Consider the following 20,758-nt stretch of genomic DNA (forward strand, 5'->3'; position numbering starts at 1 on the left):
ATCAATGTTTTATAGTAAAGCTTCTCTTAAAATTGTTACTGGGTGTTTTGCTATACGTTTGGTTCCATCATAAATTTGATGACGACAACTTGTACCAGCAGCCACAATTTCGGTATCGTTTGAACAGTTTCTAACTTTTGGGAACAAGGTATCTTCACCTACTTGCATGCTTACTTTATAATGTTCTTTTTCATACCCAAAAGAACCTGCCATTCCACAACAACCGGTATTCATAATGGTAACTTTATAATTCTCAGGAATGTTTAATATTGAAAAAGAAGCATGTGTACTCGATAAAGCCTTTTGATGACAGTGCCCGTGAATTTTCAATGTTTTAATCTCTTTAGTAAAGACGTTAGTATCAATATTTCCTTTGGTATTTTCAGCGGCTAAAAATTCTTCAATAGTAAAAACATTTTTGGCAATTTGTTCTGCGGAAGTTTTGTCATCTGCTAAACGAATATACTCGTCTCTAAACGTTAAAATAGCTGAAGGTTCAAGTCCGATAAGTGGTGTTTCTTCAGAAATTAAGTTTTTGAAAATAGTTACATTTTTATTTGCAATCTCTTTAGCTTCTTTTAAAAATCCTTTTGAAATATAACTACGCCCACTTTCTTCGTGATTAACAGTCATTACTTCGTATCCTAGTTTTTCTAATACTATAACGGCATCTTTTCCTATTTCAGCATCATAATAGTTGGTAAACTCATCATTAAATAAGTAAATCTTTTTTAAAGCTTTTTGAGCTCTATTTAAAGTGACATTTTTACTATGTATCCAGTTTTCAAAAGTTTGTTTTGCTAATTTAGGAACTGAACGCTCAGTGGCAACTCCCATTACTTTTTTAGCTAAAGTTGTATTGGTAAAAAAGTTGGTTAATGCAGGGAATTTACTTCCTAGCTTGTTGTATTTAGCATTGTTAGCAAACAATTTACTGCGGAAAGAATACCCGTTTGTTTCTTGATATTGATATAAAAACTCTGCTTTCATAGAAGCAATATCTACATTACTCGGACATTCACTAGCACAAGCTTTACAGCTTAAACATAGGTCGAGAATTTCTTTTAATTCTTTAGAATCAAATTTGTTTTTAGCAGCGTTATTTGTTAAAACTTCACGTAAGGTATTAGCTCTAGCACGTGTGGTCTCTTTTTCGTTTCGGGTTGCTCGGTAACTAGGGCAAAGTGTTCCACCAGCTTCAGGAGATTTACGACAGTCACCTGAACCGTTACATTTTTCAGCTAGTTTTAAAATGCCTTCACTATCCGAAAAATCTTGAATGGTTTCAATAACAGGTTCGTTTCTGTCAATTTCATAACGTAAACTTTGATCCATCGGAAAAGCATCTGTAATTTTTCCTTTGTTGAATACATTATTAGGGTCGAATGCTTTTTTAATTCGTCTTAATAATTGATAGTTTTTATCACCAATCATCAATGGAATAAACTCTGCACGTACAATACCATCACCATGTTCACCACTAAACGACCCCTGGTATTTTTTTACCAACTCAGCAGTTTCAGTAGTTATCTTTCTAAATAAAGTAACATCTGCAGATTTCTTTAAGTTTAAAATAGGGCGTAAGTGTAATTCACCTGCTCCTGCATGGGCATAATACACAGCATTCTGTTGGTATTTATCCATTATCTGGGTAAACTCCTCAATATATTCAGGTAAATCTTCAAGTGCTACTGCGGTATCTTCAATACAAGCAACCGCTTTCATATCACCTACAATATTTCCTAACAATCCTAAACCAGCTTTACGTAACTCATGCACTTTAGCAATATCGTTTCCGTATACTTTTGGATAATGATATCCGAAGTTATTCGTTTTTAAATCTTCAATTAGTTTATTGGCTAACACTTCAGCTTCTTCAATAGTATCTGCAGATACTTCTAACATTAATACAGCTTCTGGATCTCCTTGTAAAAAGAAACGATTTTTGGCTTGTTCTCTGTTGTTTTTGGTACAATCTAAAATAACCTTGTCCATCAATTCACAAGCATATAATTTGTGATTCATGGCAGTTACTGTAGCTTTTAAACTTTCATTAATACTTGTAAAGTGTGGACAAACCATAATACTTTGCGTAGGAGGTAAGTCGTCTAACTGAATAGTAATTGCAGTTGAAAACACCAATGTTCCTTCACTTCCTGATAAGAATTTTGCAGGATTGATAGTTGGCTCATTACCTCCAAACATATCAGATGATAAAAATTCATCAACAGCATATCCTGTATTTCTTCGATGAATACTTTCTTTTGGGAATTCTTTTTTTATTTCTTGTTGAGTTGCTTCTGAAACAAGTTCAGTATAAATTGCTCGATAGATGTTTCCTTCTAGAGAGTTTTCTATTTTCTTCTGATTGAATTCTGCCGAAGTTATTTCAGAAAAAGTTACTTCACTACCATCACTCAACAATCCTTTAATGGCAATAACTTTGTCGCGAGTAACACCGTAACGGATAGAAGTACTTCCAGAGGAATTATTACCAACCATTCCACCAATCATACAACGGTTAGAGGTTGAGGTATTTGGACCAAAAAATAACCCGAAAGGTTTTAAAAATCGGTTTAAATCGTCACGAATAATCCCTGGTTCAACGGTAATTGTTTTGTTAATTTCATCAAAAGCCAACACATTGGTAAAATGTTTAGATACGTCAACTACAATTCCGTCTCCAACACATTGCCCTGCTAAAGAAGTTCCTGCGGTACGAGGAATCAAAGTGATATTGTTTTTCGTAGCAAAATCAATTAATAGCTGAATATCTTTTGTGTTCTTAGGATAGGCTACCGCTAAAGGAATTTTACGGTACACTGAAGCGTCAGTAGCATAAATGTTTTTATGCAAATCGTCAAAAAACAATTCTCCTGTTAACGATTTTTCTAAGACCTGTAATTGTGTTGTTTGTATCATTATCTAAATCACCCAAAAAAGGTATTTTATTGATTGTGTAAAGTATTACTTTATCGTTACAAATATCTATAATTAAATTTTGTAAAAGTGCTTAATTAGTGTTTACTCTATGGGAATATTTCTTTTAAAACAGGTATCGAAACAAATAAAAGTATCCGTACCGGCTACTCCGTTTATCAAATGCACTTTGTCATAAAGTATTTTTTGTAAATGCTGATTGTCTTTAGCATAAATCAAGATGAAAATGGCGTAGTTTCCTGACACAAAATTACATTCAGTTATTTCAGGGATTTTTTCTAATTCACGCATTACATCTTTGGCAAAACGCGCTTCACGCAAACGAATACCTGTGTATGATTTGGTTTTATAACCTAAGTTCTTTTCTTCTAAAACAAACTCAGCATTTTTAATAACACCTTCAGCGGTTAGCTTTTTAATGCGCTGATGAATTAAGGAGTTGGAAACTTTTAATTCTTCCGCAATTTGTGAATAGGCTTTACGAGCGTCTAAACGTAATTTTGAAAGTATTTGTTTGTCTATATAATCAAATTGATTTTCCAAAAGAATAATTTTGTTAGAATAAACTTAATATAAGCTACAAGATAAACAATCGTTTTTAACGAAAAAAGTGTAGCCGATAATGCAAATATACGGCTACACACTTTTTTAAAATATTTGATTTTATGATTAAGCATTTATTTCTGCCAAGCAGTTTTGTATGCTTTCATCTTGCATATCTTCATACCATTTTGTTAACTGATAAACAGGTTCACCTAAATCTTTTTCAAATAAATCTTGATTAGAAGTACCTTCATATTCACGCTTAGCATCATCTGTTCCTAAGTTTGAAGCAAAAATTCCTGCTGCACTTACAGGTAAGAAATCTTCGTAAACCATAGGTTCAATGCTTAAATAACCATCCTCTAATAATTGGTTTACATCTACTTTTGTGTACACTTTATCTTTAGATAAAGTTTTTACTTTATCATTAGTAAAATAATGGAAATAAGCTAATTCTTCAGAACGTAAATCTTCATAGTTATCAGGGAAAACTTTAAAATTTTCTGCTAATAATTCATTGTATTCTGAAGCGTTTTCGGCAGTTGGTGATCCACCAATAGCTTTACGTGTTTTATTTAACAACTCGTGATATAAGTCAAGTCCTTTTTGAGTTAATGCAGCACCACGCTGTTCAATCTCACCAAAACGAGCTTTGTGTTCACCTGTTTCTTCTTTTTCAACATTGTTTTTAAAAGTTACTTTTTCAGTCAATGCTTTAAAACTTGTTTGGCGTAGTAAAATAGGGCATTTTCTTGCAGGAGGTCCTTCTATATTGTCTTTTGGAGGAATATTACGAGCCTCCATACTTACTTGTACCTTATCTATATCTAAAGTTCTAGGGGTTAGGTGGTTGATGTGAGGTCCTTTGAAAGCAACTACATCAGCAATTAATCTGTGTTGATTTAGTAAAGCTTCGTACATTTCATAATCTACAGTAGCAGTATCGTGCCAACGAAAAGTTTCTAATGCTTCTTGAACAAAGGTTTCGGCATCTTCTTTATTTAAACCTCCTTCTTTTTCAGATTTATCAATGAGTTGTAAAACTTTTTCTGTAAAAATTTGACGTTTTTCTAAAATAGTTTCAACATTGTTGCGAAGCTGAGCATCATCAATTAAATCTATACGTAATAAAGAGGTAAAAACTCTAAATGGAGCTTGATTAAGAGCGGTGCTTTCAATAGCTCTAAACGCTGTAGAATGAACAGGAACACCAGCTGGAGCTAAATCATAATATCCAACAGAATACATTCCCATGACCTTAAACAAACGCCTCATCGTAAATAACTCGTAGGGTTTACCTAAACGAATTGCTCCGTGGCGTTCCATATTTAGTCGAGTTAATTCACCAGTATGTTCTAACTGTTCTTCAATTTCTTTAGACTCTGAAAGAACATTTTCATTTATGCCATGAACCAAATCAAGAAGCTCACCATAAAGAGGTACCTCTTTCTTATACATATCAGACATAATTTTAGAAAAGCGGTTACGAATGTATTCTGGAGAAACAAATTCTTCAGCTGTATATTCTAGTTTATTTTTTGAGGACATAGTTTATTAAAATTTACAGCAAATTAAATGAATTTAATTTTTTTGACTCCGTATAAAAGTAAATTTTGTTTTATTAATATTTATTTTGGGTTAATTTAATTCTTTAGAGGTGTTTTTTTTAATCAAAAAAATAATTTTTACTAAAAAAGTGTTTTTAAAAGTCAATTTGACTTTGTTCTAATTATAAGTCTTAGCCAAACAATTCAAAGCTTTTTCGCTTCAATTATGTGTTGATAACTATAAGTTTTGTTTTGTAATTATATTTTTTTTGTTAAAATTAACTCCGTAATGTATTTATTGTCAGAATGTTAATGTTTTTATTTTGAAAAAATAAATTTTAAGGGTAGGTAATTTAAAGATAGGGTTGTCTTAAGGATATAAACAAAATAAATAAAATCATGAAAACATTACAAAGAACAGTATTACTATTAAGCGCAACCTCATTAATGTTATTAGGAACTTCTTGTACTAGCGACGAAGGAACTAGTGAAAATTTAAGAATTAAAGCGTCTTCAACTAATACATTTAGTCAAAGTAAAACTGCTGCAAGAACTGTAAATAATGCTGAAGTTACTATTTCTGAATTTAAACTAAATATCTCAGAAATTGAATTAGAGTTTGATGATAGCTACTACGAAACTACGAATGATAACTTTATAGATTCTGATGATGAAATTGAATTAAGAGGACCGTTTGAGTTAGATTTGTTAACTGGAACAACAAATATTACTTCTTTAGAGTTACCAAAGGCTAGTTACGAAGAAATTGAGTTTGAATTTGATAAAAATACAGATGCATCTAGCGATATGTTTAACAAAACTGTTGTTATTAAAGGTACTATAAATGCTATTCCTTTTATCTTTTGGCACGACTTTGAAGAAGAAATTGAAGTAGATTTTGAAAATGCAGTGACTGATATTGTAGTTTCTGAGAGTTTAACAGATGTTACTATTAATTTTGATTTGAATGCTATGTTAAGTCAAGTAGATTTATCTTTAGCTATTGATGGTAATGAAGATGGTACTATTGAAATTAGTCCAGAAGACCTAGATGGAAACAAAGATTTAGCTGATCAATTAAAAGAAAAACTTAAAGCTGTAGCAGAGTTATTAGATGACTAATTAATGAAGTTAATTCTTTATAAAAAAACCTGTGAAAATAATTTTCACAGGTTTTTTTTATGGTTTAAAAAGTTTTTTTTAGGTAAAACAAAAAAACGATATGCTTTTTACTTTATGGTTATTTGTTCTCCATCTTTTGGGATAGCAACTTTTTTTTCTAGGTTGTTTAGAATTAATATTTCTTTTAGTTTTTTTCGGGTTAAAGGGCAGTGATTTATAGCCTCCATGTGATTTGCTATAACTAAGCCAGGAGAGTTTTTAACAAATTTGATAATGTCATCTGTGTTCATGATCAGGTTTTTAAATAAATCAAATTGAGCAGCGCCACTAGCTAACACACTAATTTCAGGTTTGTATTCTTCTAATACTTTATGAACAGCATCTGTATATATGGTGTCAGAGCTAAGATAAATGGATTTTTGATTTGGTAATTTTATGTGAAAACCAAGTACATTTCCCATAAGTTTAGCTACAAATCCGTAACCATGTTTTGCAGGAATACCTTCTATTTCTCCTCCTAAGAATGGTTGTTTTTCCCAGTATTTTAAGCTTTGAACAACATTTAGTCCTCGTTGTTTAAAAGCATTCTCATCTTTGATACTGCAGGTAACCGGAATATTATGTTTGATTAAAAATTTTATAGCAGTACTATCAATATGATCTGGATGCTGATGTGTTATTAAGCAATGTGTTACTTTATTTAGTAGCGATTGTGTGTTTTTAGGAAGTGGTACAGTTGGGTTTTTTCTAGCTTTATGTCTAAAGAGTGTAAAAGGAGGTATTATTCCTTGGTTACCGAGCATTGGATCAACAAGAATAACCTCTTTTTCAGTTTCAATAATTATAGTAGCGTTTCTTATTTGGTGAATATGTAACATTGTATAACATTTTAGTTCTGCAAATGTCTTTTATACTCTATTTGTTTTCATTGATTCAAATCAAGAAATACGCTTTTTAATTCTGCTTAGTGTTTCTGGTGTTACGTTTAAGTACGATGCTAAATGGTATTGAGGTATATTTTGTATCCATTCAGGTTTGTAAATGAATAACTCGTTGTATAATTCTTCAGGAGATTTTGTAATACGATTAAACTCTAATCTCTCTTTTTGTTTTAAAAGTTTTTGAAAAGAGGCATCAACAAAGGTTTTACCACATTGATATTTTTCTAATAAATCAAAAAAGAGTTGCCTTTCAATACTTAAAATTTCTACAGAAGTTAAGGTCTCTTGGTTTTTCTTGGTAGCGGTATTTTGACTAAAAGTTAGTAAATCGGAGATAAACTGAGGTTTTACATAAAAGTTAATATTGATTTCCTTGTCTTCATTTGCATAATATTCTCTTACAATTCCATTATTTAAAAAACGCAACTTTTTTTCTTTAGAATTTTCTTGAAGTAAAATAGTTCCTTTAGTGTATTTTTCTATTTTAAATAGACTAAACAGTTCATCGAGTCCGTGTTGATTTAAAGGAAACTCAGTTTCAAAGAATTTAGAAATTTTAGCAAATTTTGTCATTCAATTTGTTTTAATTAACATATAATTATTGAAAATCACCAAAAGGATTTACTTTTCTAAAGCATTTTCAATTATCGAAAAAGTTTTATTTGTAGGGTTTATTTCCGCTTTGATTCCATAAGGAATTGTGAAAATAGGACAGGTGTGCCCAAAATCCATTTCAGTAATGATTGGTAAGTCTGTTAAACCAGCTTCGTTTCTAATTACTTGTACTAAAGCATCTTCATATTCCTTTGTATATTGATTATTATAGGGTCTACCTACAATTAGTCCATTAATGTTATGCATGATTCCTGAAGCAACATAATTTCTTAAAATCCAAAGAAAATAATGAGGTGGCATCATTGCTTCCGATGTTTCAAAAAACATTATTTTACCTTTCCAATCGGAAGGGCTTACCCACAGTTTTGTGTCTTTTAAAGTTTCCAAAACATCAAAACAACCTCCTAACAATTCTCCTGAAACAGTTTTAGTACCTTGTAAAAAATTCCACCCATTAGATTTTGTTAATTGTCTTGAAATAGTTTGATTTTCTGGATTGCTCCATTCTAAGCGTTCAGATGTCCAACCTTCCATATTAGGTTGAATTTCACCTATTATTTTATTAGAAAATAAGGTTTGTTTAATATCGGCTATTTGATATTGATGAATTCCGTTATTTTCAGCAAACCCTACAAGTGTTGACGTCCCATAAAAAGAGGTTACTCCTGCTTTATAGAAACAAAAATGTGTTATTGTAGAGTCAGAAAAACCAATAAAAATTTTGGGATTTCTTTTAATAACATCAAAGTCTATAAAGGGTAACATTCGTATGCTATCATCACCTCCTATATTGGAAATAATCGCTTTTATAGAGGTGTCTTCGAGAGCTTCCATTAAATCTTCTGCTCTTGCTTTTGGGTTTTCATAAATCCATTTAGCAGGTTTCAAAGCATTTTTAGTTTCAACAACTTTTAACCCAAAGTTATCTTGTATCTGTTTTTTACCAATTTCATATCTACTAGGAATTTCTCCAGCACCTCCCCAAGACAAAGAGATTGTAGCTATTTTATCTCCTTTTTGTAATTTTTTTGGTTTGATCATAGTTGTTTTTTCAGCTTGTGGTTAATGTTTTTTGTATATACTAAGAGTAATAGGGCTTTATGTTTAGGCTTAGTACTGCTTTATTTCTTTCGGTTTGAGTTATTCCATCGAAAGGAGGTTTGTTTAATTCAGCACCGTCTCGTTGAGGTAAAAAAAACTGTAAAACCAATATTTTCTATTTTAGATGTAAGGTTTTTATTAAAAGCTCTTTCAGCTTCATTAAAAAGAGGTCCAGCAAAATATACTTTATTTTTTAACATAAATTAATAGTTAGTTTTTGTAAAGGTAAGTTAAACATGTATGGAGGTATTTAGTTTTGTTATACTTAACTTATCTTTTCAGTAAATTCTAAGTAATTATCTTTTCCGAATGATATATAATACAAAGGGTATAGAATGATAATTCCAGCAAGAACCAGAAAAATAAGACTTTTAGAAAGCATAAATAGAGCAATAAATACCATCATAACAGCTCTTATAACTCCTTCATACTTAAAACTGTTAAGAGTTAAAGTTACGGTTTTATCATCAGTAACATTTATGTTGATTTTTTGACTACCACACCAAGAGGCTTTGGCGTAAATTTCATATTCACCATTTTCTAACTCATATTCTTTATCTTCTCTTTTTATTAAACCTAGTTCTTTTTCGTTAGCATAAATTTTAGCACCAACTGTGCTTTCAATTTTAATTTTTCCCATTTAATTTTTAAGTTGTTTAATGTATTGTGTGTTTCTTTTTTACAGAACTATTTGTTAGTATTATTTAACTAATTCTTTTGTTTTGTTCCAAAGGCTCTTTCCTTTATTCTTTAAGTCTTCTGTACTGGCATACTCTTTTAGGTTGTCAATAAAACTTTTTAGATTATCAATAGTTTTAAATATTTCATTTGTATGTGGTACATTTTGTTCTTTCATTACTTTTTCCCAATCTACTTTTGATAAAATTGAGTACATGTATTTTGTGGCGATTTTACTTAAAAAGAATTTATCATAAAAACCATTTAAGACCTTACCTGACTCTCTGTTCTTAACATATTCAATAGATTCATCTATTCTTTCTTTATCTTTTGAAGAGAGTAGGGTACTTGTTTTAAGTTTGGTTAAAGAAGTAATTGCTTTTTCATTTTCTTCGTTTTTTAAATATAAATAGGTTTCTATTGACCAAGTAATTTCATTATTTAATCCAATTTTATTAGCATCTTTTAAAAATGCTTCAAAATCTTCAAGAGCACGTTTTTCATCAATTTCTCTTTCCATCATTAATCGGTCAAAACCTCTAAACAAATGATTTAAAGAATGAAGCCCTAAATGAGTACTTTTATTATCAAGGTTTCCCCATTGAAAGAAAGCTCTTGTATAGGGTAAATCCACATCTTTATTGTTGTTTAACCAGTTAATATTTCTTGAAATTTCATCTTCAGATAAATAATAAAGACCTTTTTCAAAAAACAAGAAGCCTCTAAAGTATTGTAGTAGAGTTTTTATTTCAGAATCAGGTAGTAATTCAGGATTTGTTTTTGTGCATTCATAAAGCGATACTTCCTTACCTAAATCTTTACTTAATATTACAATTGCACTTAAAATAGCGTGCTCTATATTTTGAACATATTCTTTTTCTTCTCCTTTATAATACTCTCTTTTTTTGCTAGTAGAGTCTCCGTAAATTAGATTAAAAGAGTCTACTAATGTTGGAAAAATATCTTCATCAGTTTTCATAATGAAGTCTTCCATTTTTTTATAATCACGATATATTAAAATGTAATCTATGAGTGATAAACTTTCTGGGTTTTCAACATCATATTTTACCACTTTATTAAAAATCCTATCAAGATCTTTTTTAAAAGACTGAAATTCTGTAGAAATAGTATCTTTTTCTGCTGAAGATCTGATTAGAATTTTACCAAATTTATAAGTTGCTATTTTATAGGAATCTAAGTTTTCTTCTAATTCTATTTTGTCTTTTTCAAGTAGTTCTTCGTCTGTTTTTTCTTTGTTAAAACAACTAATTATTAAAAATGAAGATAATAATAAAGGCAAGTGTTTTAGATTTATTTTAAAAAGTGTTTTCATAGTAATTTATAAGGAATAAGAAAAGTAAATCGCCTTTAATCAAAGTACTTACCTCTTTTTTTAGTTTAAAAATATAAGGTAAAAGTAAAAAGTTATTTTAAAAAAATCTAAACCTTAAAATATTTAAGGTTTAGATCGTGGGGTGAAATTTACTATTCTTTATAGACTACTATTAATTATAAGAGACCATTTGTTGGCAACTAACAGTTCGTTACTAATTAATAAATCTGTTTTTTCATCATAAATAATAATAGAAGTAACCTCATTTTTTTTAATGAAATTGAGCTCTATTAATGCAATTGTTTTATCGTTTATACTTCGTGTTTTTTTTATAACAACACATTCATCAATTTCTTGTAAATTAATAACTTGACTATGTGTGGTTTCTTCGGAATGTTTATGAAAGAAAAGAAAATTTTTTGACTTATCAATTCCTAAAATAAAATCATTACAAGATTCATACTCTTGTATAAAGCAATTGTGTTCTTGAGAAAGATTATTTAGTATTTGAAGTTTTTCATTCTTCTTTGTTAATTGTCTTTTACGTACTAATATAAAAGGGGCTATACATATAATTAATAGTACAGCACCAACGATTGTGGTTCCTAAATCCATTTATTTTTAAATTAATTACATTAAGTTTTACTCTTTAATTTATAAAGAGTGTGTTTTCTTAGTAAGATTGATTAGTTGTTTGTTAAAACTTAATGAAGATCTCACCAATGATAATGGAAAGGAAATATTAAATCAGATTTTTTATAGGCTATTAAAATATTTCTTGAAAAAGAAACATATTGAAGATATTTTCTGTTGAAAAATAATTCAATAGATTTTAAATTAATACCAATTTCAGAAAATGTATTTTTTACATTATTTGAAGGAAGGTTATTAAAGTAATTAGTGAAGTTTTCTGACTCTGAGGTATGTTCTACGCCCTTAGAAGAAAGTTTTTGTTTGTATTCTTTATGCGAAGGATTTGGGTCGCTAAACTTACTAGAAAAAGATTGATCTTTTTGAGTATAACCAATGGTAGAAAAATATACCATTGTAATAAAAAGGACGCTCAAAAATCGCAACATTTTTTTCATGCTACAAAATTACTTTAATAATTAAAATTAAAACTAATTATTAGTTAATTTTTAAGGCTCTCGTTAATTTCTTTAAAAATGCTAGGTTTATCAGCAAGAACAATCAAAGTGTCAGCAGCATTTATCGTGGTTGAACCATTAGGAGTTATATAATTACCCTCTCTTTTTATCAAGGCTATAATAGCGTTTTTAGGAAAATCTAATTCTACAATTTTTTTATTTGCCGATTTGCATGATTCTGTAATTGTAATTTCTTGCATTAGAGCTTTCGGGTTTTCTTCTAATAGCATATCGGTGGCACTCAATCTTTTTGTTTCTTCAGGCAAAGCAACGTTTAACCATTTTGCAACAATACTTAGCGTTGTACCTTGTATTAAAATAGAAGTAACCGATATAAAAAATACAATATTAAAAATAATATTAGCTTTATCTATACCAGCTAAAAGAGGATAGGTAGCAAACACTATAGGAACAGCGCCACGTAAACCAACCCACGAAATATAAAAACGTCTTCTTAACTTCATTTTAAAAAAAAGTAAACTAATAAAAACTCCCACAGGGCGAGCTATAAAAATTAAGAAGAGAGAAATGATAAGTCCAATACCAATGTAAGGAACAATTTGTGAAGGAAAAACAAGTAATCCTAAGGTTAAGAATAGTACAATTTGCATTAACCAAGCTAATCCATCAAACATTTTTAAAATAGTTTTTTTATGAATTAAGTTTTGATTTCCTAAGTAAACAGCACAAATATAAATAGCTAAAAAGCCATTACCACCTATAAAATCTGTAAATGAAAAAGTAATAAACATAAGAGCAATAACCAAAACAGGATACAATCCTTCAAAGTCAAGTTTAATTGAGTTTATTATTTTTTTACTAAGTATACCAAATAAAAAACCAGCAATAGCACCAAATACCATTTGTTGTAAAAATAAAGGTATTATAGATGCTAAACTTTGATCTTGATGGGTTACCAACGTTAAAAAAGCGATAGTTAATACGTAAGCCATGGGGTCGTTACTACCACTTTCTAACTCTAAAGTGGGGCGTAAGTTTTCTCTTAATGCTAAGTTTTTAGAGCGTAAAATAGAGAATACAGCAGCTGCATCGGTAGAAGAAACAATAGCACCTAGTAGTAAGCTTTCGTAAATTGTAAAATTGGTAACATTCCATACGAAGAGGCCCAAAGAAACAGCAGTAAGCAATACTCCTAAAGTAGAAAGTACTAATCCTTCTTTGAGTATAGGTTTGACAGCTTTCCAATTAGTGTCTAAACCACCAGAAAATAGAATAAAATTTAAAGAAACAATTCCTATAAATTGTGCAGCTTTTGGATCGTCAAAAATAATACCACCAACACCATCAGATCCAGCAAGCATTCCAATGCTTAAAAACAGCAAAAGAGTTGGAACCCCAAATTTATAGGATGTTTTTCCAACTATAATACTTATTAAAAGTAAAACAGATCCTATTAATAAAATATTTTCAATGGTTAAATTCATGCAAGAAATGTTTTAAACAAAGATATGTGTTTTAGCATTTTTATTATTGAGTTTATATAAAGAAAAAGCCAAAGCTGTACAGCTTTGGCTTAACTAATAAAACCAAGTATTAGTGTCATCGGAGTTAGCTAACCAATGAACTAATGTTTTTAAAATCAATTATATGTTAATGCAGGCTAATAACTTTTGTTATTAACCACTTTGCGTTTTCTTTTTTCCAGATAGCAATAAATTTACTAGGGATAGATTTAGCGTTAGGTTCTCTATTATTAAAAAACTTATGATAACCTATTTGCACTGCCCCATATTTATTAATAGGATATACTTCAATACTTCCTTCTATTAATGTACGAGTAACCTTACCACAAATATTTCTTTCAGTAGCGGCTATAATTTCACTTTTTGAAGTAGATAAGCCTCCTTTGTCATGAAAGAACTCAATATCATCACTTAAAATATCTGCTTGTGCTTTCATGTCACAAGTATTGTAAGCGTTAAAGAATATACTATCCATTTTTACAATTTGCTTGTGCAAGTCAATGTCAACAGGTTTATAGTTTGGAATTTCTTGTACTTGTCCATTCATTACCCATGATAGTAAGAGTGTGTATAGCAGGGTAACTATTTTCATAAAAAAGTTACCCTTAAAGAAGAAGTCAAATAAATCGTTCATAGTTTTTCAGTTTATGCGTTTACCAAGTTTTAAAGCTCAAAGCTCCTTCTTCATTATACAGCCTACGGAAACCTTTTGATATATCATTTAATGTACCGTTTGAAATTTTTATACTACCTACATAGCCATCGTTACAATCAATTTCTAAAACAAGGTTATTAATTGTTTTATCACTATTAAATTTTGAATCAACAATATCAATATCTATGTTTTTACGATCTTTAAACCAGTCAATTAATTTGTTAAGTTCATCTTCAGTAGTGTTTTTTGAAATGATAAATTCAGCTTTTACATTATTAATTGTACTATCAAATAAGAAACTTACTTCATCATCATTATCAGAATCCCAATCATCAGAATCTTCATTATTAATGTCTTCCTCATCACAATCTAAACAATCAAAACCTTTAGATGTCATTTTGAAATGGTGGTTAGCCATGTCACGATCGTATACGTTTTGAACGTTTTTTACATCATCTAAAAAGTTACGAGACGATCCTTCAAAATATATAGTTGTTCCTTCAGGAATGTATATTACTGCATTTATCTCTTCATCTTTCCAAATGTTTTTAAAAGCACTTAAAAAGAAGGCGTCAAAAACAATAGTATTGTTATCGCTTTTATAAGCATATTTTATAGCTTCTGCATTATTGTTTGCATCATTACGCTTTTTTCCTTCAGATGTTTTTTTAATTTCAATATATGCGCTATCAGTTTCACTTTTACGAACATCAATATTAATATTGTTAGAATACTTTAGTTCTTTATCATCAATATTCACCAACATCGCGTTATCACGATTTCGTAAATTATGTAGGTAATGAATATTATCATCGTTAACAACTCGAATCTTTAAAGGTTCTTGCTGGTTGTAGGTAATACTATGTTTAGTAACATGTGTACCATCATAAGCATGAGATGTAGCAAACTCTATACCTGTAAAACCTATTGCTAATAATGAGATTAACCATAAGCCGAATAAGGTTAGAATAGTAGCCGTACTTAACTTTTTAATATTCGGAGATAAAATTCGTAATCCCAAAATAAATAAGACCATAAAAGGAATACCGATTAAGAAAAACAAAAAGGTCATTAATAACCATTTAGGTATTACTGAATCGTAGAAGAATGGTGGATATTGAACTATATCTCCATCGAAGTTTAAAATTTCTAAGCTTCCTACAGAGAATAAACCTAGCAATAATGAAATAATAGTAATACCTGCAATGAAAATTAATAAAACGCCCATGAATTTACCGAACACTTTGAATAATGTTAGTAATATTTTACCCATTGTGTCTAAAAAATCTTGTAATCCTGATTTAGTTTGGTTACGTAGTTTTTGATAATCAGCATTCGAAATTTTATCCGATAAATCATGGGCGCCTTCCTTTACCTTTGATGATAAGTTATCAAATTCGTTACGAATTTTTTTTTCAATATTGTCAATGTTTACAGCTTCACCTTCCATTTGTAATTTTTCAGAAGTAGTTTTAGCTTCTGGTAATAATACCCATAAGATGATGTACCCTATAATTCCAAAACCGAAACCAGCTAAGGTTAGAATAAGAAAAGCTAAACGAATCCAAACAACATCTATGTTAAAATAGTGCCCAAGTCCAGAACAAACTCCTCCTAAAAACTTATCGTCACCATCTCTAAACATTTTTTTGTTAGCAGTGTTTCTTTTATAGTTGTATGAAGTGTTTTCGTTATACGCTTCTTCAGCTTCAGCATAATCTTCTGGTTGTCCCATAATAGCGATGATTTCTTCAATATCGCTTTCATTTACTACCTGACGAGCGTCGGTGATTCTTTCTGATAATAATTCACTAATACGTGCTTCAATATCTGCTATAATTTCATTTTTTCCTTGCGGATCATCACTTAACGAGCGAGCGATAGCGTCTAAGTATCGTTTTAATTTCTGATAGGCAGTTTCATCTATATGGAAGAAAAATCCGCCCAGGTTTATATTTATTGTCTTATTCATCTTTAGTTGATTTTGTACTTGTTACTTGGTTTACTGCGTTTACTAAATTATGCCATGTTTTGTCTAATTCTTTTAAAAACATTCCGCCATTTTCGGTGAGTACGTAATATTTTCTAGGAGGTCCAGAGGTTGATTCTTCCCATCTGTAGCTTAGTAATCCTGCGTTTTTTAAGCGGGTAAGCAACGGATATATGGTTCCTTCAACCACAATCATTTCTGCACTTTTAAGGCTAGAGAGTATCTCAGAGGTATAAGCATCTCCTTTTTGTAAAATGGATAAGATGCAATATTCTAAAACACCCTTACGCATTTGTGCTTTTGTGTTTTCTATCTTCATGTAATGCGGTTTATGGGTTATTTTATAAATTTTATTGTAAAAGGGTAATGGTATCGTTCACCTTTATTAGCATTCATAGCAGCGATAATTATCAATGCTATTTTTATAATTGATATAAGTCCTGCTAAAGAAGCAAAACCTAGAAAACCGAATAGGCCTCCATATCCATGGTGCCCTCCAAAGTCAATGTCAATTCCATTAAATCCGTGCATTACATTTCTGAAAAAGAATGGAATAAAAGAGGCGCTAACAATAAAGATGTACAACCCGAAACTAATATTAAAGTTTACAGCTTCTTTACCGTGATCATCTAAAAAAGCACCTCTCTCTTTTAAGGTTTGCCATAAGATTAAAGGAGTAATAATACTTCCTAGTGGGAATAAATATCCTGCAAAAGCAGATATATGTATTAAAAAGGCATTGGTATTTTGGTTATTGTGTTGCATAATAAAACGAATTATATAATACTTTACAATACAAATATATATCTTTTAAAAGGTATTATGCAATACATAGTACTAAAAATTAACAAAATTTAACATTTATTTAAAGAGAAATAATTGGATAAAAAGCCGTACATTGCCTGTAAATACTGAAAAAATGAAGTTTACACCTAGGAAAGTTAATGCTTTTTTATTTTTTAAATTACCCTCAGCTTTTTTTACTGGGGTACGTTTAAAATCACTTACTGATGATACTGCTGAAGTAAAAGTTACCTACAAATGGGTAAATCAAAATCCGTTTAAGTCGATGTTTTGGGCGGTACAAGGAATGGCATCTGAATTAGCAACAGGAGTTTTGGTAATGAAAGAAATCGCTGCATCAAACAGAAAAATTTCAATGTTAGTTACTAACATGAACGGAACTTTTACAAAAAAGGCAACAGGAAAAATACGCTTTGAATGTAATCAAGGACAATTAATAAGAGAAACGATTCAAAAAGCAATTGAAACAAGTGAAGGACAAACAGTGATTGTTACTGCAGAAGGTTTTAATAAGGAAGGTATTTCGGTATCGAAGTTTGAATATGAATGGAGTTTGAAGGTTAAAAATTAGTTTGTGAATGAAATTTAATTATTTTTTTATAATTATAGTGCTACTGTTTTCTTGTAAGAGCGAAGAAAAGAGCAAAAAAGAGAAAGTTGAAGCAAAGTTTGTAGTCAATAATCAGTTTAAAGAAATACTTGATGTTACAAAACTAGAAGGAGCCATACTAGTTTATGATTTGCATAAAGATGTGTATTATTCTAATAATTTTGATTGGTGTAAAGTAGGAAATTTACCAGCATCAACATTTAAAATTCCGAATTCTATCATTGCTTTAGAAACTGGAGTAGTAAAGAATGATAGTGTAATTTTTAAATGGAATGGAGAACCTAGATATCTAAAAGCTTGGGAGCAAGATTTAACATTTAAAGAGGCTTTTCAGTATTCTTGCGTTCCTTGTTACCAAGAAGTAGCTAGAAGAATTGGAGTAGAAAGAATGAAATCCAGTTTGGCAAAATTGAATTTTGGTTCAATGGATGTGAATGAAACGACTTTAGATGATTTTTGGTTAGAAGGAAAATCGAAGATTAATCAGTTTGAACAAATTGATTTTTTAAAAAGATTGCATAATTCTGAATTACCAATTTCTAATCGAACCGATAGTATTGTAAAAAGGATAATGGTAATGTCTGAAAACAATAAGTATGTATTAAGAGGTAAAACTGGTTGGTCAGTTAGAGGTGAAGAAAACAATGGATGGTTTGTAGGTTATGTCTTAATTCAAAATAATGCTTATTTCTTTGCAACAAATGTAGTTCCAAAAAAGAGTTTCGATATGAAGTTCTTCAGTAAAGAAAGAAAAGAAGTAACTTTTAAAGCTTTAGATGAACTAAAAGTATTAGGAGAAAATGAATCGTTTGTAACAAAATAGTAAAAAACTCTTCTTATAAGTATAAAAACAAAAAATTATGAATGCTCACGAAATAGATTATCGCATTTTTGGAGAAGAAATGCAGTATGTAGAAATAGAATTAGATCCACAAGAAGGAGTAGTTGCCGAGAGTGGTAGCTTTATGATGATGGATTCAGGTATAGGAATGAATACCATTTTTGGAGATGGTTCCAATCAAGAAAAAGGATTATTAGGAAAGATTTTTTCCGCAGGAAAACGAATCTTAACAGGGGAAAGTTTATTTATGACGGTGTTTACAAATGAAGGTCAAGGGAAAAAACAAGTTTCTTTTGCTTCACCATACCCAGGAAAAATAATTCCGATTGACTTAACTGAGTTTGGAGGAAAGTTTATTTGTCAGAAAGATGCTTTTTTATGTGCAGCGAAAGGTGTGTCTATAGGAATTGAGTTTTCTAGACGCTTAGGAAGAGGATTATTTGGTGGTGAAGGATTTATTATGCAAAAAATGGAAGGTGATGGTATTGGTTTTGTGCATGCAGGAGGTACGATGGCTAAAAAAGTATTACAACCTGGTGAAGTTTTAAAAGTTGATACAGGTTGTATTGTAGGGTTTACACAAGATGTTGATTATGATATTGAATTTGTAGGTGGTATAAAAAACACCATTTTTGGAGGTGAAGGATTGTTCTTTGCGACACTTAAAGGTCCTGGTATAGTATACATTCAATCGTTACCGTTTAGTAGATTAGCAGGAAGAGTGTTAGCTATGGCGCCTCAAACAGGGAAAGGAGATAGAGGAGAAGGAAGTGTTTTAGGAGGCTTAGGTAATCTTTTAGACGGAGATAATCGATTTTAGAAAAAATATACATAAAAAAAGCCGCTAATTTTAGCGGCTTTTTTTTATGTATATAGTTTGTTTATATTCCTAATTCATCAAACATGTTGATTAGTTTTTCTCCTTCAGAAGGAGCAGGAGCATTAGGGCTTACAATATTCCCATCAGGATCAACTATAATAAATCTAGGCAATCCTTTGATTAAGAAGTTTTGAGCCCAGTCTAAGCGTAAGTGACTATCACCAGCCATTAACTGTATTCCTGTCATTTCTCTATCTTGAATAGTTTCTTTCCATTTTTCCTCGTTGTCTTTTTCGTCAACATTAATACTTACAAATTCAATGTTTTTACCATGGTATTCTTGCTCCAATCTTTTTAATAAAGGGATTTCTCTTTTACAAAAAGCACACCATGTAGCCCAAACATCAATGTACAGATACTTACCTTTACCTAATAAATCGTCCATTGAAGTTGTACCACCGTTATAATTAACGTAATCCTTAAATTTAGGTGCAGGTTGTCCTTTTGCGGTAGTTTTTAGAAGATCATAGTCTTTGGTAATTTCTTTTTTATGAGCTTCATTAGTAGAGTAAGCCATAAATTTTCTGTAAAATTCTTTCAAATCACTAGTATAGGTAATACTATTTTGAGCACTTTTATATAATAAATCGTTTTTAGCAACTGTATCAGTTACTTCTGTTTGAACAGTTTCTAAATAAGTTAAATATAAATCTTCGCCTTCTTTGTTTTTTTCTTTAGCTATTTTATTAAGCTCGTCTTCTAACATGGTTCTGTAAAAGTAAGAATGTACGTAATCGTTGCCATTACTATAGTTAAAGTTCTCTAAAGGATTAGGGAAGTTTTCAGAAATTTTAAAATCTTTGTTACCAGTTAATGTAATATGGTAATCAGAGTAATTATATAAGTTTCTTAAACATTCATAATCAATGTTTTTAACTTCTTGCTTTAAGAAATCAGCAGGTAACTGCTTAGAGATAGAAAGTTCAGTAACTGCATCTTTATACTCGTCAGTTTTCTCTAAGAATTTTTCTTCATCTAAAACAAAGTATTTATTCGCATTTTCTAATACCTCAAACCAAGTTTTTCTCTTTTCTAATAAATAACTATTAATGTTTGCATGCGAACCTTCAAAGTTAACAATGTCTGCATTTTTATAATCAAATACAAGACCAGCATCTTCTGTTTTTGTTAGATATAAATTAATAGGTGTTTTATTGAAAAATAAAGTGTAGTAACCATCTATGTCAATTTTAAGGGTATCAACAAAAGAACCAGTTTCTCGATCAAACTTTATTTTTTTCTCAAATTTAAAGCCAGATAAAGTAATATCTCTTCGCTTAAAGTTTTCAACTTTACCAGATAAAATCAGATAGTCTTTTACAGGTGCTTGTTCCTCTTTTTTACATGAAATTATGGTAACTCCTATGAGGGCTAAAAGTACTAGTTTTTTCATTCTATAATATTTAGTGAAAATAAGGTGTTTAAGGCGCCGAAGTTAGTTTTTTTAACGTTTTAATCAAAGAAATTAACATATAATTTAAATACTACCACTTTTTTATAAGAAAAGATCTTGAAAATTTATCTTT

20 protein-coding genes are annotated in these 20,758 nt (G+C 30.2%); 4 read left to right on the forward strand and 16 right to left on the reverse strand.

Features of this window, described 5'->3' with window-relative positions:
- Positions 1 to 9: 9 nt before the first annotated feature.
- From N534_RS0101400 to N534_RS0101410, 3 genes are all read right to left on the reverse strand, one after another.
- The gene (locus N534_RS0101400) at positions 10 to 2,922 is read right to left on the reverse strand and encodes an FAD-binding and (Fe-S)-binding domain-containing protein (protein ID WP_028890772.1); all 2,913 of its coding nucleotides are present in this window, start codon (positions 2,920 to 2,922) and stop codon (positions 10 to 12) included.
- Positions 2,923 to 3,024: 102 nt separating this feature from the next.
- Positions 3,025 to 3,483 (reverse strand): Lrp/AsnC family transcriptional regulator, encoded by a 459-nt coding sequence (locus tag N534_RS0101405; protein ID WP_028890773.1) that lies wholly within the window; start codon positions 3,481 to 3,483, stop codon positions 3,025 to 3,027.
- Positions 3,484 to 3,609: 126 nt separating this feature from the next.
- Positions 3,610 to 5,031, reverse strand: a complete 1,422-nt coding sequence (locus N534_RS0101410; RefSeq protein ID WP_051435812.1) for a VOC family protein — start codon at positions 5,029 to 5,031, stop codon at positions 3,610 to 3,612.
- Positions 5,032 to 5,429: 398 nt separating this feature from the next.
- Here N534_RS0101410 and N534_RS14930 point away from each other — a divergent pair, with 398 nt between their 5' ends.
- Positions 5,430 to 6,152 (forward strand): hypothetical protein, encoded by a 723-nt coding sequence (locus N534_RS14930; protein WP_028890775.1) that lies wholly within the window; start codon positions 5,430 to 5,432, stop codon positions 6,150 to 6,152.
- Positions 6,153 to 6,259: 107 nt separating this feature from the next.
- Here the strand turns inward: N534_RS14930 and N534_RS0101420 are convergent, their stop codons facing one another.
- The 12 genes from N534_RS0101420 to N534_RS0101480 all read right to left on the reverse strand — a co-directional run bounded on the left by N534_RS0101420 (position 6,260) and on the right by N534_RS0101480 (position 16,862).
- Positions 6,260 to 7,030 carry an MBL fold metallo-hydrolase gene (locus N534_RS0101420; RefSeq protein ID WP_028890776.1) on the reverse strand — a complete coding sequence of 257 codons (771 nt, stop codon included), beginning with the start codon at positions 7,028 to 7,030 and terminating at the stop codon, positions 6,260 to 6,262.
- A gap of 60 nt (positions 7,031 to 7,090) precedes the next feature.
- Positions 7,091 to 7,666: a Crp/Fnr family transcriptional regulator gene (locus N534_RS0101425; protein ID WP_028890777.1), complete on the reverse strand. Its 576-nt coding sequence runs from the start codon at positions 7,664 to 7,666 to the stop codon at positions 7,091 to 7,093.
- A gap of 48 nt (positions 7,667 to 7,714) precedes the next feature.
- Positions 7,715 to 8,749 carry a S66 peptidase family protein gene (locus tag N534_RS0101430; protein ID WP_028890778.1) on the reverse strand — a complete coding sequence of 345 codons (1,035 nt, stop codon included), beginning with the start codon at positions 8,747 to 8,749 and terminating at the stop codon, positions 7,715 to 7,717.
- Positions 8,750 to 9,074: 325 nt separating this feature from the next.
- On the reverse strand, positions 9,075 to 9,449 hold the full coding sequence (locus N534_RS0101440) for a hypothetical protein (protein ID WP_028890779.1): 375 nt from the start codon (positions 9,447 to 9,449) through the stop codon (positions 9,075 to 9,077).
- A gap of 60 nt (positions 9,450 to 9,509) precedes the next feature.
- Positions 9,510 to 10,820 carry a hypothetical protein gene (locus tag N534_RS0101445; protein ID WP_038005189.1) on the reverse strand — a complete coding sequence of 437 codons (1,311 nt, stop codon included), beginning with the start codon at positions 10,818 to 10,820 and terminating at the stop codon, positions 9,510 to 9,512.
- A gap of 159 nt (positions 10,821 to 10,979) precedes the next feature.
- Positions 10,980 to 11,435, reverse strand: a complete 456-nt coding sequence (locus tag N534_RS0101450) for a hypothetical protein (RefSeq protein WP_028890781.1) — start codon at positions 11,433 to 11,435, stop codon at positions 10,980 to 10,982.
- Between the two features lie 101 nt (positions 11,436 to 11,536).
- Complete coding sequence (locus tag N534_RS0101455) at positions 11,537 to 11,887, reverse strand: hypothetical protein (protein WP_156025518.1); 351 nt, start codon at positions 11,885 to 11,887, stop codon at positions 11,537 to 11,539.
- A gap of 65 nt (positions 11,888 to 11,952) precedes the next feature.
- Complete coding sequence (locus tag N534_RS0101460) at positions 11,953 to 13,413, reverse strand: potassium/proton antiporter (protein WP_028890783.1); 1,461 nt, start codon at positions 13,411 to 13,413, stop codon at positions 11,953 to 11,955.
- Positions 13,414 to 13,579: 166 nt separating this feature from the next.
- Positions 13,580 to 14,086 carry a nuclear transport factor 2 family protein gene (locus N534_RS0101465; RefSeq protein WP_231517292.1) on the reverse strand — a complete coding sequence of 169 codons (507 nt, stop codon included), beginning with the start codon at positions 14,084 to 14,086 and terminating at the stop codon, positions 13,580 to 13,582.
- Between the two features lie 19 nt (positions 14,087 to 14,105).
- Entirely contained in the window at positions 14,106 to 16,079 is a 1,974-nt protein-coding gene (locus N534_RS14240; protein ID WP_081728257.1) for a PspC domain-containing protein, read from the reverse strand.
- The gene (locus N534_RS0101475; protein WP_028890785.1) at positions 16,072 to 16,416 is read right to left on the reverse strand and encodes a PadR family transcriptional regulator; all 345 of its coding nucleotides are present in this window, start codon (positions 16,414 to 16,416) and stop codon (positions 16,072 to 16,074) included. The genes N534_RS14240 and N534_RS0101475 overlap by 8 nt, the downstream gene beginning before the upstream one ends.
- A 17-nt stretch (positions 16,417 to 16,433) precedes the next feature.
- Positions 16,434 to 16,862 (reverse strand): DUF4870 domain-containing protein, encoded by a 429-nt coding sequence (locus N534_RS0101480; RefSeq protein ID WP_028890786.1) that lies wholly within the window; start codon positions 16,860 to 16,862, stop codon positions 16,434 to 16,436.
- 154 nt (positions 16,863 to 17,016) lie between these two features.
- Between N534_RS0101480 and N534_RS0101485 the strand changes: the two genes are divergently transcribed.
- From N534_RS0101485 to N534_RS0101495, 3 genes are read left to right on the forward strand one after another with little or no spacing between them, the layout of a single operon-like run.
- Positions 17,017 to 17,472, forward strand: a complete 456-nt coding sequence (locus tag N534_RS0101485; protein ID WP_028890787.1) for a DUF4442 domain-containing protein — start codon at positions 17,017 to 17,019, stop codon at positions 17,470 to 17,472.
- A gap of 7 nt (positions 17,473 to 17,479) precedes the next feature.
- The gene (gene blaOXA, locus N534_RS0101490; RefSeq protein WP_028890788.1) at positions 17,480 to 18,334 is read left to right on the forward strand and encodes a class D beta-lactamase; all 855 of its coding nucleotides are present in this window, start codon (positions 17,480 to 17,482) and stop codon (positions 18,332 to 18,334) included.
- A 37-nt stretch (positions 18,335 to 18,371) separates the two neighbouring features.
- Positions 18,372 to 19,172: a TIGR00266 family protein gene (locus tag N534_RS0101495; protein ID WP_028890789.1), complete on the forward strand. Its 801-nt coding sequence runs from the start codon at positions 18,372 to 18,374 to the stop codon at positions 19,170 to 19,172.
- Between the two features lie 61 nt (positions 19,173 to 19,233).
- Here the strand turns inward: N534_RS0101495 and N534_RS0101500 are convergent, their stop codons facing one another.
- Positions 19,234 to 20,625: a TlpA disulfide reductase family protein gene (locus N534_RS0101500; RefSeq protein ID WP_028890790.1), complete on the reverse strand. Its 1,392-nt coding sequence runs from the start codon at positions 20,623 to 20,625 to the stop codon at positions 19,234 to 19,236.
- Positions 20,626 to 20,758: the final 133 nt, after the last annotated feature.

It is taken from the genome of Tenacibaculum sp. 47A_GOM-205m (assembly GCF_000518405.1).
GTDB classification, from domain to species: domain Bacteria; phylum Bacteroidota; class Bacteroidia; order Flavobacteriales; family Flavobacteriaceae; genus Polaribacter; species Polaribacter lutimaris.